Source organism: Pseudomonas sp. UBA6323, assembly GCF_002439135.1.
Classification (GTDB): domain Bacteria; phylum Pseudomonadota; class Gammaproteobacteria; order Pseudomonadales; family Pseudomonadaceae; genus Aquipseudomonas.
This window is the reverse complement of sequence record NZ_DJSX01000009.1, coordinates 46177-59598: the sequence shown is the minus strand read 5'-3', so window position 1 is coordinate 59598 and position 13422 is coordinate 46177. Positions and strand designations below refer to the sequence as shown.

Genomic DNA, 13422 nt, shown 5'->3' with positions numbered 1-13422 from the left:
GAAATTCACAGGCATCCCAGACAACCGGATGCAGACAGGAGAACAGAAAAATGACCGAACGCGTGCAATGTCAGCGCCTGCAGGTAGCCGCCGAGCTCAAGCAATTCATCGAAAGCGAGGTGCTGCCCGGCAGCGGTATCGAGGCGGCGGCCTTCTGGAGCGGTTTCGATGCGCTGGTGCACGACCTGGCACCGCGCAATCGTGCCCTACTGGCCGAGCGCGACCGTCTGCAGACCGAGCTGGATACCTGGCACCGCGCCAACCCTGGGCCGATCACCGACATGAACGCCTACCGCGCGTTCCTCGGCTCCATCGGCTACTTGCTGCCGCAGCCGGAGCAGGTCAAAGCGACCACCGCCAACGTAGACAGCGAGATCGCCACCCAGGCCGGCCCGCAGCTGGTAGTGCCGGTGATGAATGCGCGCTACGCGCTGAACGCCGCCAACGCCCGCTGGGGCTCGCTGTACGACGCCCTGTACGGCACCGATGCGATCAGCGAAGAAGGTGGCGCCAGCAAGGGCCCGGGCTATAACGAAGTGCGCGGCGCCAAGGTGATCGCCTTCGCCCGCGCCTTCCTCGACCAGGCCGCGCCACTGGCCCAGGGCTCGCACTCAGACGCCAGTGCCTATGCCGTAGTCGCCGGCCAACTGCAGGTGACCCTGAGCAGCGGCGCGCAGACCTCGCTGGCGCAACCGGAGAAATTCGTTGGTTTCCAGGGCGATGCTGCCACGCCGAGCGCCGTGCTGCTGAAGAACAACGGCCTGCACTTCGAGATCCAGATCGACGCCAGCAGCCCCATCGGCCGTACCGACGCCGCCGGCGTGAAGGACGTGCTGATGGAAGCGGCGTTGTCCACCATCATGGACTGCGAGGACTCCGTCGCTGCCGTCGACGCCGCCGACAAGGTGGTGGTCTACCGCAACTGGCTGGGCCTGATGAAGGGCGATCTGGCCGAAGATCTGCAAAAGGCTGGCAAGCGCATCACCCGGCGCCTCAATGCGGATCGCATCTACACCGCAGCCAATGGCAGCGAACTGACCCTGCACGGTCGCTCATTGCTGTTCATCCGCAACGTCGGCCACCTGATGAGCAACCCGGCGATCATCGACGGTGAAGGCTTGGAAATTCCCGAGGGCATCCTCGATGCGGTGGTGACCAGCCTGATCGCCCTGCATGACCTCAAGCGCCGCGGCAACTCGCGCACCGGCAGCGTGTATATCGTCAAGCCGAAGATGCACGGGCCGTTCGAAGTGGCCTTCGCCAACGAACTGTTCGGTCGCGTCGAGCAGCTGCTGGGCATGCCGGCCAATTCCCTGAAAATGGGCATCATGGATGAGGAGCGGCGCACCAGCGTCAACCTCAAGGCGTGCATCGAGGCCGCCAGCGCGCGTGTGGCCTTCATCAACACCGGCTTCCTCGACCGCACCGGCGACGAAATGCACACCGCCATGGAAGCAGGTGCCATGCTGCGCAAGGGCGACATGAAATCCAGCGCCTGGATCCAGGCCTACGAGCGTAACAACGTGCTGGTCGGCCTGGCCTGCGGGCTGCGTGGCAAGGCGCAGATCGGCAAGGGCATGTGGGCCATGCCGGATCTGATGGCGGCCATGCTGGAGCAGAAGATCGGCCATCCGAAAGCCGGCGCCAACACCGCCTGGGTGCCGTCGCCCACCGCCGCCGTGCTGCACGCGCTGCACTACCACAAGATCGACGTGCAGGCGGTGCAGAGCGAGCTGGAGCTGATCGACCTGGCCAGCCAGCGCGACAGCCTGCTGAACGATCTGCTCAGCGTGCCGGTCAGCGCCGAGCGGCCGTGGGGCGCCAGCGATATCCAGCAGGAGCTGGACAACAACTGCCAGGGCATCCTCGGTTACGTAGTGCGCTGGGTCGAGCAAGGCGTCGGCTGCTCCAAGGTGCCGGATATCCACAACGTCGGCCTGATGGAAGACCGCGCCACCCTGCGCATTTCGGCTCAGCATATCGCCAACTGGCTGCACCACGGCGTGGTCAACGAGGCCCAGGTGCGCGAGACGCTGCAGCGCATGGCACAGGTGGTCGACGGGCAGAATGCTGGCGATCCGGCCTACCGCCCGATGGCACCTGACTTCGAACAATCCCATGCCTTCCGCGCCGCCAGTGACTTGGTGTTCAAGGGCCGCGAGCAGCCGTCCGGCTATACCGAGCCGCTGCTGCATGCCTGGCGGCTGCGTTTCAAGCAGGAGGTTTGAACTACTGTGGGAGGGGCTTTAACCGCGACAAAACAACTACAAAGAGCTCGCGGCTGAAGCCCCTCCCACAAAAAGCAGACTAACCATCGTGGACGGAGCCGAAAGCCTCCACGAAACAAGCCCTGACGGTCACTGACCGTCGGGGCTTTCGAGCATGAGCGCGGTGGCGGGTGATCCCTGCCGTCGCGGCTCGCGGAAAGGTCGGCGCCGTGGTGCCCGGCCCTTCCAGATGCGTGGCGCCGGGTATCCCCGGAAAACTGTGGTTCACAAGAAAAAGAAGGAACCAACCCATGAGTCAAACGCTGCTCTCCATCCTGGCCTTCGTGCCACTGGTACTGGCGGGTGTACTGCTGATCGGCTTTCGCTGGCCGGCCAAGTACGCGATGCCGCTGGTGTTCGTCCTCACCGCCCTGATCGGCCTGCTGGCCTGGGACATGTCCCTCAACCGGGTCATTGCCTCCAGTCTGCAGGGGCTGATTCTCACGGCCTCGATCCTGTGGATCATCTTCGGCGCGATCCTGCTGCTGAACACCCTCAAGCACTCCGGTGGCATCGCGGCGATTCGTCGGGGCTTCTCCAACATCAGCCCGGACCGCCGCGTGCAGGCGCTGATCGTCGCCTGGCTGTTCGGCTGCTTCATCGAGGGCGCCTCCGGCTTCGGCACCCCGGCCGCAGTGGCCGCGCCGCTGCTGGTGGCGCTAGGCTTCCCGGCCCTGGCCGCAGTGGTGCTGGGGATGATGGTGCAGTCCACACCGGTGTCCTTCGGGGCGGTGGGTACGCCGATTCTGGTGGGCGTCGGCGCCGGCCTGGACAAGACCGGCATCACTGAGCAACTGGTGGCCACCGGCAGCACCTGGGAAACCTTCTTCCACCTGATCTATTCGCGGGTGGCCATCACCCACGGCCTGATCGGCCTGCTGATGCCGCTGATCATGGTGATGATCATGACGCGCTTCTTCGGTCGCAATCAGAGCTGGAAGGAAGGCCTGGCCATCGCGCCGTTCGCCATCTTCACCGCCTTCGCCTTCTCCCTGCCGTACATGGCGGCCGGCGTGTTCCTCGGCCCGGAATTCCCCTCGATGATCGGCGCCCTGGTCGGCCTGGCCATCGTGGTGCCGGCTGCCAAAGCGGGCTTTCTGTTGCCCAAGAACACCTGGGACTTCGCCGATCCCAAGGACTGGCCGTCCGACTGGATGGGCAAGATCGAAATGAGACTGGACGAGGTGGCAGGCAAGGCGCCGATCTCGGTGCCCATGGCCTGGGCGCCCTACCTGCTGCTGGCGGTATTCCTGGTGATCTCGCGCACCTTCCCCGAGGTGAAAGCGGCGCTGATGAGCGTTACCTTCGGCTGGAAGGACATCCTCGGCGAGACCGGCGTGTCCGGCACCATCGAGCCGCTGTTCCTGCCGGGCGGCATCCTGTGCATGGTGGTGCTGGTGACCTTCTTCCTCCATCGCATGCGTTTTTCCGAGCTCAAGGCGGCGGTGGGCGAGTCGAGCAAGACCCTGCTAGGCGCCGGCTTCGTATTGATCTTCACCATCCCCATGGTGCGTATCCTGATCAACTCCGGGGTCAATGGCAGCGACCTGGTGTCGATGCCGGTAGCCATGGCGCAGTTGGTGGCCGATAGCGTCGGCGGCGTGTATCCGTTCTTCGCCCCGGCGGTGGGCGGGCTCGGCGCCTTCATCGCCGGCTCCAATACCGTGTCCAACCTGATGCTGTCGCAGTTCCAGTTCAACGCGGCGCAGCTGCTCGGTGTGTCCGGGGCAATGATGGTGGCACTGCAGTCGGTCGGCGCGGCGGCGGGCAACATGATCGCCATCCATAACGTGGTGGCGGCCTCGGCGACCGTCGGTCTGCTCGGCCGTGAAGGCATCACCCTGCGCAAGACCATTCTGCCGACGCTGTACTACCTCACCATGGCTGGTGTGATCGCGCTGGTGGCGATGTACGGCATGGCGCTGACCGATCCGCTGATGGCCGCGCGCTGACGCCACACGGGTCGTCTATCGCACGACCCGACTGTGCTTGGCCCACCGACTGGCGGCGATTGCCGCCAGCCGGCTTGGCGCATCCCGCCAATTGCGGTAGCTTGCCGGCACCGTGAGATTCACCCGAGGTCGATATGAAGAAGTGGCAATGCGTGGTCTGTGGACTGATTTACGACGAGAGCCAGGGTTGGCCGGATGACGGCATCGCCCCCGGCACCCGCTGGGAAGACGTGCCGGAAGACTGGCTGTGCCCCGACTGCGGCGTCGGCAAGATGGATTTCGAGATGATCGAAATCGGCTGATCGGCCTTGGCAATACGACAACGGCGACCTTCGGGTCGCCGTTTTCATTACAGGCCCAGGCAGGTGCCCGAACCTTTGCGCAGTGCAGGAAAATCTTCGGCGTCATTTAAGCAGCGCCAAAAGCCGGTCGCCCTTCACCTACAGCAGGCAATCACAGCCAGCTTCATTCCGCGCCTACCGCACGAAGGATTACGATCATGGCCTTGTCGATTCACACCAATTACTCCTCGCTGATCACTCAGACCAACCTGGGCAAAACCAACAACGCCCTGGGCACCAACCAGCAGCGCCTGGGCACCGGCCTGCGCATCAACAGCGCCGCCGACGATGCCGCCGGCCTGCAGATCGCCACCCGCCTCAACGCTCAGTCGCGCGGCATGGACGTGGCCATGCGCAACACCGGTGATTCCATCTCCCTGCTGCAGACCGCCGAAGGCGCCTTCAGCGAGATGACCGACATCATGCAACGCATGAAGGACCTTGCCACCCAGGCCGCGAACGACACCAACAGCGACGACGACCGTACCTCGCTGAAGGCCGAGTACGACGAGCTGGGCAACGAGCTGACCAACATCATCAGCAACACCAAGTACGCAGGCGAAGCCCTGTTTGCTGCCGGTGGCAAGCTGACCGCTGCAATGACCTTCCAGATCGGCTCCAGCAGCGCCGAAACCCTGTCGTTCAACGCCAGTGCAAACCTGACCGCCGTTACCGGTGCGATCACCACCATCAAGGCCGAGACCCTCGATGACGCCACCAACGCCGGTAGCGCCATGGACGAGCTGGAAACCGCTCTGGACGCCGTCGGCACTCTGCGTTCGCAGCTTGGCGCCAACATCAACCGCCTGAACCACACCGCCAACAACCTGGCCAACATGAAGGACAACACCGACATGGCCAAGGGTCGCATCATGGACGCCGACTTCGCCAAGGAAAGCGCCAACATGACCAAGAACAGCATGCTGATGCAGTCCGGCATTTCCATGCTCAAGCAGGCCGGCCAGATGCCGGGCATGGTCATGTCCCTGCTGGGCTGATCACGCGCTTAGCCGGCGCAAGGGACTGCGCCACACCCATTTCACCACTGAACGCCAGCGCCCTTAAGGCATTCGAGAAAACGGTCGCCCTGTATCTACAGCACCGCTTCCAGGCGTTCACGCACGAAGGAATACACTCATGGCTCTCTCGATTCATACCAACTACTCCTCGCTGGTTACCCAGACCAACCTGGGCAAGACCAACAACGCCCTGGGCACCAACCAACAGCGCCTGGGCACCGGCCTGCGCATCAACAGCGCCGCCGACGATGCCGCCGGCCTGCAGATCGCCACCCGCCTCAATGCCCAGTCGCGCGGCATGGACGTGGCCATGCGCAACACTGGCGACGCCATCTCCCTGCTGCAAACCGCCGAAGGTGCGTTCAACGAAACCACCGACATCCTGCAGCGTATGAAGGATCTGGCCACCCAAGCGGCGAACGACACCAACTCTGCCGATGACCGCACCTCCCTGCAGTCCGAATTCGACGAGTTGGCCAAAGAGATCACCAACATCTTCAACAACACCAAATACGCGGGCGAAAACCTGTTCACCACCAAGCTCGCCGCCGCCGTCAGCTTCCAGATCGGCTCCAGCTCGGCAGAAACCCTGAGCTTTGACGTCAGCACCGATCTGGGCACCCTGGACACCACGCTCAATACCGACGTGGCCGCCCTGACCCTCGACACTGCGGCCAACGCCGGTGCGGCGATGACCGCGCTGGAAGGCGCGCTGGACGATGTCGGTGCGATGCGTGCCAGTTTCGGTGCCAACATCAACCGCCTGAACCACACCGCCAACAACCTGGCCAACATGAAGGACAACACCGACATGGCCAAGGGTCGCATCATGGATGCCGACTTCGCCAAGGAAAGCGCCAACATGACCAAGAACAGCATGCTGATGCAGTCCGGCATTTCCATGCTCAAGCAAGCCGGCCAGATGCCGGGCATGGTCATGTCCCTGCTGGGCTGATCACGGGCTTTCCAGGCGCAAGGGACTGCGCCACTCCACATGTACGACTAAACGCCGTCCGCCCTTAAGGCATTCGCGAAAACGGTCGCCCTGTTCCTACAGCACCGCTTCCAGGCGTTCACGCACGAAGGAATACTCTTATGGCTCTCTCGATTCATACCAACTACTCCTCGCTGGTCACCCAGACCAACCTGGGCAAGACCAACAACGCCCTGGGCACCAACCAACAGCGCCTGGGCACCGGCCTGCGCATCAACAGCGCCGCCGACGATGCCGCCGGCCTGCAGATCGCCACCCGCCTCAATGCCCAGTCGCGCGGCATGGACGTGGCCATGCGCAACACCGGTGATGCCATCTCCCTGCTGCAGACCGCCGAAGGCGCCTTCAGCGAGATGACCGATATCGTCCAGCGCATGAAGGACCTGGCCACCCAGGCCTCCAACGCCACCAACAGCGGCGCCGACCTGATCGCCCTGCAGAACGAATACGACGAGCTCGGCAAGGAAATGGCCAACATCGTCAAAAACACCAAGTATGCCGGCGAGAACCTGTTCAGCAACGGCACTACCGTCGACGGCTCCAACGGCAAACTGTCCGCTGCAGTCAACTTCCAGATCGGCTCCAGCTCTGCCGAAACCCTGGAGTTGGACGTCAGCACCAAGCTGACCGCTCTGGGCACCTCCCTGGCGGCGATTTCCGATACCTACACCACCGCTGGAACTCCGGGTACCGAACTGGCCACCACCCAGGATCCGGATACTGCGGTCAACACCAACGCCAACGCGATGATCGATACGCTGAGCGACGCACTCGACGACATCGGCGCGCTGCGTGCCCAGTTCGGTGCCAACATCAACCGCCTGAACCACACCGCCAACAACCTGGGCAACATGAAGGACAACACCGACATGGCCAAGGGACGCATCATGGATGCCGACTTCGCCAAGGAAAGCGCCAACATGACCAAGAACAGCATGCTGATGCAGTCCGGCATTTCCATGCTCAAGCAGGCCGGCCAGATGCCGGGCATGGTCATGTCCCTGCTGGGCTGATCCCGCGTCATTTAGGCGCAACGGATTGCGCCACACCCTCCGACGCCCCGCTCTCGCGGGGCGTTCTTCATGGTCCATCGGACCATCGCCATCTGTCGCCGCAATCGATCAACCGTAACAGCATTTCGGAATGATCGAGCCAATTCGCAATTCGCGTTGATCGTGCCCACTTAACTGGCTGCCCGGTCGCTATCAGCCTTGAACGAGTTCAATTGTTGTCCTACAACTGCAATCAAAGCTATGGCACAAGACTTGCCACAGTATTTTCCTGACGCCAGAATGCCGACCCACTTATCGCCCGGACTTTCCAAACGGAAACACCGCTCGCCCCAAGGACCGCATGAATTCCAGCTCCGAAACGCCGCTCGCCGAGCCGGGAAGCAATATCGCCTGTCTGATCATCAGGACCGGACGAAGCGATTGCTATGCACACTTTTACCCGGCGCTGTATCAGCTGACCCTGGTCAAAAGTGGTATCGAGGAGAAGATCGACCTGGGCTACTCCGGTAGCCGCCTGCTCGAACGCCTGTTGCAGGAGCCCGGCGAGGTGGTGTCACGCGACGAGCTGATGAATCATGCCTGGGCCGACCGGGTCGTCGGCCAGGGCAGCCTCAACCAGCAGATCTACACCTTGCGCCAGATATTGGGCGACGAGAAAAGCCGGGAAATCATCCAGACCCTGCCGCGCCGCGGCTATCTGCTCAACCCCAACTATCTGGTCTATCCGCCGAGCATCGATGACATTGGCGAAGTCAGCGAACCACTCGATACCCCGGCCCCATCACCCGCCTTTTTGCGCCGCCATAGCCGGCAGCAAACATCCTGGCTGATTCTGCTGAGTATTTTCGGCCTCATTGGCATCGCCCTGTTCATGGCGCTGTACAACATCAGCCAACCCAAGGATCTGCACAGTAGCGAAATGAACCTGGGCCCGCTGCACGTTCACTACATCGATCAAGACTCGCAGCGTCTGCAACAGTTGATTCTGCAAACCCATGGCCTGACCAGCCGGCTTGCGGTTCTGGCCAGCAAGCCGGCGAGCCTGGTGCTGCGCCTGCATGGAGGCTTCTATGAACTGCTGTGCCTGCAGCCCAACGGTGGCGCGCGCTCGCTGATGCTGCACGAAAGCCAGCTGAATCAGGTGGCCGACGCCCAGTTGAGCAGGTGCCTGCCATGAGCAAGAGCAAGCAGTGCGGCATCAGCGGCGGCTGGTTGCTCACCATGTTCGCCACGGCTCTGACGATGCTGCTGGGCATGCTTGCCCTGTGGCTTAGCTTCACCTCCAGCGCCGAACTCGATGGTCGCTACCTGTCCACCGGCCAGGTGCAGTTGAGCAACGGGCGCGTACTGGACATCAGCCACAGCCTGCAGGTCAACGACGGTCGCTTCTATGCCATGACCCGGCAAGGCGACAGCATTCTGGAAACCTCGGGCGTGGTGGACTATGGCTTCCTCGGCAATTATCGATTGCGTGTCGAGGACGGTCAGGTCACCGGGCTGGCCAGCGAGATCGACGACGAGCTGGTGTTCAACCTGCTCTACGGCCGCCACAAGGGATCGACCATTCGCCTGACCAGCGTCGATGGCTGCCTCTACGCGCTGGAAACCCGGCAGGTCTATTGCCATGGGCGCAATCCCTAGCGCGAGAGGCACCACCGCTCAGGACTCCGGCAGGCTGAGCTGGACGCCTTCGGCGCGTACCTCGGCGCGCACCTGAGCCTCGCCGAACAGCTCGCGATACAGGCCTTCGGCCTGGCTGGTCAGCAACAGCAGCTCGATACGCCTATTGGCGCCGTTCTCCGGATCGTTCGGCAGCAACGGCATGCCGTCTGCCTGGGCCGCGACCTGCAGCACGTTGCCGGTCGGCAGGCCGGCTTCCACCAGCACGTTGCGCGCGCGCAGTGCGCGGTCGCCGGACAGGTTCCAGTTGTTGTAGCCGCCGACCACGCCGCGATAGGGCATGGAGTCGGTGTGGCCGCTGATGATCAGGTGGTTGTCGACTCGCCCGAGGATACCGGCCAGACGCTGCAGCAGGGTTTCGAAATGCGCATTCAGGTGGGAACTGCCGCGATTGAACATGAAACGCTGCTCATCGTCCTTGATCAGAATACGCAGGCCCTGAGGCACCACCTGCACTTCGATGTTGGCCTCGGCGTCGAGCTGCAGGGCCAGCTCCTTCATCAACGTGGCCAGCTCCTGCATCTGCACCGACTCGCTAAAGTGCGGGCGACGCGGCTCGCCGGGCTGGCCCTCGCCAAGGGCCGCACCGGGGTCTTCCTGCGGCGTGCGCGCGCGGTTCTCGGGGTCACGGCGCGGGGCGACCTGCACCGGCACGCCATCGAGTTCCAGCGGTGTGGTGCTGGTGCCGTCGAAAATGCCGGCGCCACCGTCGACCAGCGGATTATTCAGCATGTCGGCGTTGGCGCGGCTGGCGTCCTGGGTCTGCGGCTGGATGATCCACAGCACCATGAACAGCGCCATCATGGCCATGGTGAAGTCGGCGAAGGCCACCTTCCAGGCACCGCCATGCGCGTCGTGGCCGCCCTTCTTGCCACGCCGCTTGACGATGATCTCGTGGCCGTCACCACCGCGCTGTTTCATGCGGCGTCCCTTTCATCTTCATAACGGTTGACCCAGATTTCCAGCTGCTTGAACGCAGGTTTGACGTCCTGCTCGATCAGCTTGCGCCCGGCATCCACTGCCAACAACGTGGGCTTGCCGGCGACATGGGCGACCAGGGTGGTGCGCACGCATTCGAGCGCCGACATCTCGGTCTTGATGCGCTGGCCCATGGCGCTCGACAGCGGGTCCATCACGCAATAGCACATGAAAATGCCGAGGAAGGTGCCGACCAGCGCCGCCGCCACGTGGGCACCGATCTCGGCGACCGAACCGCCGATGTTGCCCATGGTGATGACGATGCCGAGGATCGCCGCGAGGATGCCGAAGCCCGGCATGGCCTCGCCGATCTTGTGCAACGAGCGCGACGGCTGCATCAGCACGTGCTCCATGGCCTCCAGCTCCTGCTCGAGAAAGCCTTCCAGTTCGTGCGCGCTGATCTTGCCCATGGCCATCAGGCGGAAGTTGTCGGCGATGAAGGCCATCAGGTTCTTTTCCTGACGGATCAGCGGGTACTTGCCGAACAGGTCGCTCTGCTCGGGTTCCTCGATATGCGCATCAAGTACCTTGAGGCCGCCGACGTCGACCATCTCCAGCAGCTCGTAGAGCATCATCAGCAACTGGCGCTGGAACTCCTCGCCACGCTTCTTGTAAACGAACACGCCCTTGATCTGGTGCAGCATATCCAGCAGCACGTCCTTGGGGTTGGCCACCACCAGGGCACCAAAACCTGCGCCGACGATGATGATCACCTCGGCCGGCTGCCAGAGCATGGCCAGCTCACCATGAGCCATGACGTAGCCACCCAGCACGCAGGCGACGATGATCAATGCACCTAATAACTTCTGCACCCTAGCCTCTCTCGTTCAGGTAGCGGCTGGCCTTGGCGATCGCCTGCTTGCTCAGCTGGCAGACGCGCGCGTCGCTCAGCTCCAGCACCAGGGCGATTTCCTTGAGGCTCAGCTCGTGTTGGTAGTAAAGGGTCAGCACCAGCCGTTCGCGCTCGCTGAGCTGACTCAGCGCCTGGGTCAGCAGGCGCTCCTTGAGCACCCGTTCCTCGACCGCGCTGCTGCCGCAGGCGAAACCCTCGTGACCGTTCTGCAGCAGTTCATCGAGGCTTTCGATGGCCTCGCAGGCATCGGCCTGGAGAAACTCCTGGTAATCCTTGGCGCTGATCCCGGCCGCCTGGAGGATCTCCTCCTCCTGCGGCACGCGCCCCAGCTGCCGCGCCAGCTGGCGAATGGCATCGCGGATCTTGTGCGTCTGCTGGCGCACCTGACGCGGCCGCCAGTCCTGACGGCGCAGCTCATCGAGAATCGCGCCACGTATGCGCAAGGCGGCGAAACGACCGAACTGCTCGTCCGGCGTGCCGTAGCGGCGCAGGCACTCGAGCAGTCCCATCAGACCGATCTGCTCCATATCCTCGCGGTCGAGCACCTGGTTGGCCTGCAGCGCCAGCTGGCTGACGATGCGCTTGACCAGCGGCAGGTACTGCAACAGCCACTTCTGCTCGGCACCGGGGGCGAACAGCGCGGCACCGCCCTGTTCGGCGGCATAGCGGTAGTCGATGGCGCAGTTGGCATTCATGGATAGTCGGCTCCGTTCCGGCGCAGTCGCTCGCTGCGCCCTACTGGACGATCAGCTTGCTGACCAGCACGCTGGCGAAGGGCTTCGCCAGTTTCTTGCTGGCGAAATCATCGGACAGCACCCGCTCCAGGGTGCCCTGCAGTTCGGGAATGGGCATGCCGCGCAGCTTCTCGAAGCTCATCGAGGACAGATGCGCAACCACAGAATTGCGCACCATGGGATCGATCTGCTCGAGCTTCTTCGGATCGGTTTCCACGTCGGCCTGCAGCACCAGGTCGAGAACGAAATAATGTTCGCGGGTCTCACCCTGCAGGCTGACGATCACTTTCTCGATGGGAAAGAAGCGGTATTCGCTCTTGGCCTCCTCAGCTTCGCTGCCGCCAGCGCCAGCGGAAATGCCGAGCACGGTCTGGCCGGTCTGCATCGACTTGAGCGTGGCGTAGTTGAAGATGCTGCCGCCGATCACCACCAGGGTGTTGAAGATAACCAGCAGCAGGAGGATGCGCGGCATTGTCATGGCTACTCTCGATTCACTAACGGAAAATTAAACGGTGACCAGCACATCGCTGGCCGACTCCGTGGCGCTACGCTCGCCACCGCTCGGCAGCACCGCGGCTGCGGCCACAGCGTCCTCGGCAAGCCAGGCCTGAGCCTGCGCCTGTTGCTGCTGGCGCCCGCCCTGCGCATCGGCGGAAACCTGTACGTTGACCTGCACGAAGTTCTGCCCCACCAGTTCCTGACGCAGACGCTCGCTGGTCTGCTGCAGCAGGCGCGCCACGTCGGCATTGGCCGCGGACAGTTGCACGCTGAGGCGGCCGGACTCGTGGCTGAGGAAGATTTCCAGGCTGCCCAGCTCCGGCGGATCGAGGCGGATGGTGGCGTTCTGAATACGCTGATTGATCTGCAGGTCGACGTGTTCACGCAGGCTGGCCAGCATCTGCTCGCCCCACTGAGCCTGGGGCGCGTGCAGCTTGAGCGGCCGCTCGGTCGCCAGCGGCACGGGAGCGGCCGAGGTAGCGGCAGCGCTGCCTGGTGTCACCTTGTCGCTGTCCGTGCTGCTGCCCGGCAGGCGCTCGATCACCTTCAGCTCGACGACGTCATCCAGCGCCAGCGGCGCGGCAGCCTGGGTCGCGGTCTCGGCCGTCAGCAGCGGCTTGGGCACTGCCACTGGGTCCGCGACTGGCGCTGGCGGCTGGCCGGGTGCGGTAGCGGTAGCAGCGCGCAACGTCTCCGCTGGCAAGCGCTGCTCACGAGACTGCACGTGCGCCTGGTCGAGGAATGCGGCAGGTAACACGGCTGCCGGCTCGGCCTGTTCTTCCTGCACCTGTTCCTGCTCCTCCTGCACCGGCTCCGGCGCCTCGCGCGCCTCGATACGCACGGCCTGCTGCCCCAGCATTCCGGCCAGCCACTGCTCGGCATCCGCTTCGCTGAGATGGATGGCTTCGGGCGTCACGCTCACGCCGGGCACCGCTTGCGCATCGGCAGCAGCGAAGCCCTGCACGGCCATCTGCTGATCGAACGGCCGGGTCGCATCGCCCGCGCTGCCAGCCTGGGCAAAACCCGACGGCAGCGTTTGCTCGGCGGAACCACTCGGGCTGACCCGAGCGTTGGCATTGATCAGTTGCAGCAC

At 63.5% G+C, this 13422-nt stretch carries 13 protein-coding genes; 8 read left to right on the top strand and 5 right to left on the bottom strand.

Annotation, left to right across the window (positions count from 1 at the left end):
• The first annotated feature begins 50 nt into the window (after nt 1-50).
• The 8 genes from B3P22_RS02235 (at nt 51) to B3P22_RS02200 (ending at nt 9227) form a co-directional block, all read left to right on the top strand.
• Nucleotides 51-2228 carry a malate synthase G gene (locus B3P22_RS02235; protein WP_296269684.1) on the top strand — a complete coding sequence of 726 codons (2178 nt, stop codon included), beginning with the start codon at nt 51-53 and terminating at the stop codon, nt 2226-2228.
• Nucleotides 2229-2518: 290 nt separating this feature from the next.
• The gene (locus tag B3P22_RS02230) at nt 2519-4219 is read left to right on the top strand and encodes an L-lactate permease (protein ID WP_197857726.1); all 1701 of its coding nucleotides are present in this window, start codon (nt 2519-2521) and stop codon (nt 4217-4219) included.
• A gap of 134 nt (nt 4220-4353) precedes the next feature.
• On the top strand, nt 4354-4521 hold the full coding sequence (locus B3P22_RS02225) for a rubredoxin (RefSeq protein ID WP_003242223.1): 168 nt from the start codon (nt 4354-4356) through the stop codon (nt 4519-4521).
• Between the two features lie 197 nt (nt 4522-4718).
• Nucleotides 4719-5558 (top strand): lateral flagellin LafA, encoded by an 840-nt coding sequence (gene lafA, locus B3P22_RS02220; RefSeq protein WP_197857725.1) that lies wholly within the window; start codon nt 4719-4721, stop codon nt 5556-5558.
• Between the two features lie 139 nt (nt 5559-5697).
• Nucleotides 5698-6534, top strand: a complete 837-nt coding sequence (lafA, locus tag B3P22_RS02215) for a lateral flagellin LafA (RefSeq protein ID WP_197857724.1) — start codon at nt 5698-5700, stop codon at nt 6532-6534.
• Between the two features lie 140 nt (nt 6535-6674).
• Nucleotides 6675-7586: a lateral flagellin LafA gene (lafA, locus tag B3P22_RS02210; protein ID WP_197857723.1), complete on the top strand. Its 912-nt coding sequence runs from the start codon at nt 6675-6677 to the stop codon at nt 7584-7586.
• Nucleotides 7587-7926: 340 nt separating this feature from the next.
• On the top strand, nt 7927-8763 hold the full coding sequence (locus B3P22_RS02205) for a winged helix-turn-helix domain-containing protein (RefSeq protein ID WP_275546586.1): 837 nt from the start codon (nt 7927-7929) through the stop codon (nt 8761-8763).
• Nucleotides 8760-9227, top strand: coding sequence for a hypothetical protein (locus B3P22_RS02200; RefSeq protein ID WP_197857721.1), 468 nt, complete (start codon nt 8760-8762; stop codon nt 9225-9227). Before B3P22_RS02205 ends, B3P22_RS02200 begins: the two co-directional genes overlap by 4 nt.
• A gap of 18 nt (nt 9228-9245) precedes the next feature.
• Here the strand turns inward: B3P22_RS02200 and B3P22_RS02195 are convergent, their stop codons facing one another.
• From B3P22_RS02195 to B3P22_RS02175, 5 genes are read right to left on the bottom strand one after another with little or no spacing between them, the layout of a single operon-like run.
• Complete coding sequence (locus B3P22_RS02195) at nt 9246-10187, bottom strand: flagellar motor protein MotB (RefSeq protein WP_197857720.1); 942 nt, start codon at nt 10185-10187, stop codon at nt 9246-9248.
• Nucleotides 10184-11056 carry a flagellar motor stator protein MotA gene (gene motA / locus B3P22_RS02190; protein WP_197857719.1) on the bottom strand — a complete coding sequence of 291 codons (873 nt, stop codon included), beginning with the start codon at nt 11054-11056 and terminating at the stop codon, nt 10184-10186. Before motA ends, B3P22_RS02195 begins: the two co-directional genes overlap by 4 nt.
• Nucleotide 11057: 1 nt before the next feature.
• A complete protein-coding gene (locus B3P22_RS02185) occupies nt 11058-11792 on the bottom strand; it encodes a FliA/WhiG family RNA polymerase sigma factor (RefSeq protein ID WP_197857718.1) in 735 nt (244 codons plus the stop codon).
• Nucleotides 11793-11832: 40 nt separating this feature from the next.
• The gene (locus B3P22_RS02180; protein ID WP_296269683.1) at nt 11833-12309 is read right to left on the bottom strand and encodes a flagellar basal body-associated FliL family protein; all 477 of its coding nucleotides are present in this window, start codon (nt 12307-12309) and stop codon (nt 11833-11835) included.
• 27 nt (nt 12310-12336) lie between these two features.
• Nucleotides 12337-13422 carry a flagellar hook-length control protein FliK gene (locus tag B3P22_RS02175; protein WP_296269682.1) on the bottom strand — a complete coding sequence of 362 codons (1086 nt, stop codon included), beginning with the start codon at nt 13420-13422 and terminating at the stop codon, nt 12337-12339.

What these genes read in the sequence shown, in the direction of transcription:
- B3P22_RS02235 (WP_296269684.1), top strand. Translation starts at nt 51, where the DNA reads ATGACCGAACGCGTGCAATGTCAGCGCCTGCAGGTAGCCGCCGAGCTC.
- B3P22_RS02230 (WP_197857726.1), top strand. Translation starts at nt 2,519, where the DNA reads ATGAGTCAAACGCTGCTCTCCATCCTGGCCTTCGTGCCACTGGTACTG.
- B3P22_RS02225 (WP_003242223.1), top strand. Translation starts at nt 4,354, where the DNA reads ATGAAGAAGTGGCAATGCGTGGTCTGTGGACTGATTTACGACGAGAGC.
- lafA (WP_197857725.1), top strand. Translation starts at nt 4,719, where the DNA reads ATGGCCTTGTCGATTCACACCAATTACTCCTCGCTGATCACTCAGACC.
- lafA (WP_197857724.1), top strand. Translation starts at nt 5,698, where the DNA reads ATGGCTCTCTCGATTCATACCAACTACTCCTCGCTGGTTACCCAGACC.
- lafA (WP_197857723.1), top strand. Translation starts at nt 6,675, where the DNA reads ATGGCTCTCTCGATTCATACCAACTACTCCTCGCTGGTCACCCAGACC.
- B3P22_RS02205 (WP_275546586.1), top strand. Translation starts at nt 7,927, where the DNA reads ATGAATTCCAGCTCCGAAACGCCGCTCGCCGAGCCGGGAAGCAATATC.
- B3P22_RS02200 (WP_197857721.1), top strand. Translation starts at nt 8,760, where the DNA reads ATGAGCAAGAGCAAGCAGTGCGGCATCAGCGGCGGCTGGTTGCTCACC.
- B3P22_RS02195 (WP_197857720.1), bottom strand. Translation starts at nt 10,187, where the DNA reads ATGAAACAGCGCGGTGGTGACGGCCACGAGATCATCGTCAAGCGGCGT.
- B3P22_RS02185 (WP_197857718.1), bottom strand. Translation starts at nt 11,792, where the DNA reads ATGAATGCCAACTGCGCCATCGACTACCGCTATGCCGCCGAACAGGGC.
- B3P22_RS02180 (WP_296269683.1), bottom strand. Translation starts at nt 12,309, where the DNA reads ATGACAATGCCGCGCATCCTCCTGCTGCTGGTTATCTTCAACACCCTG.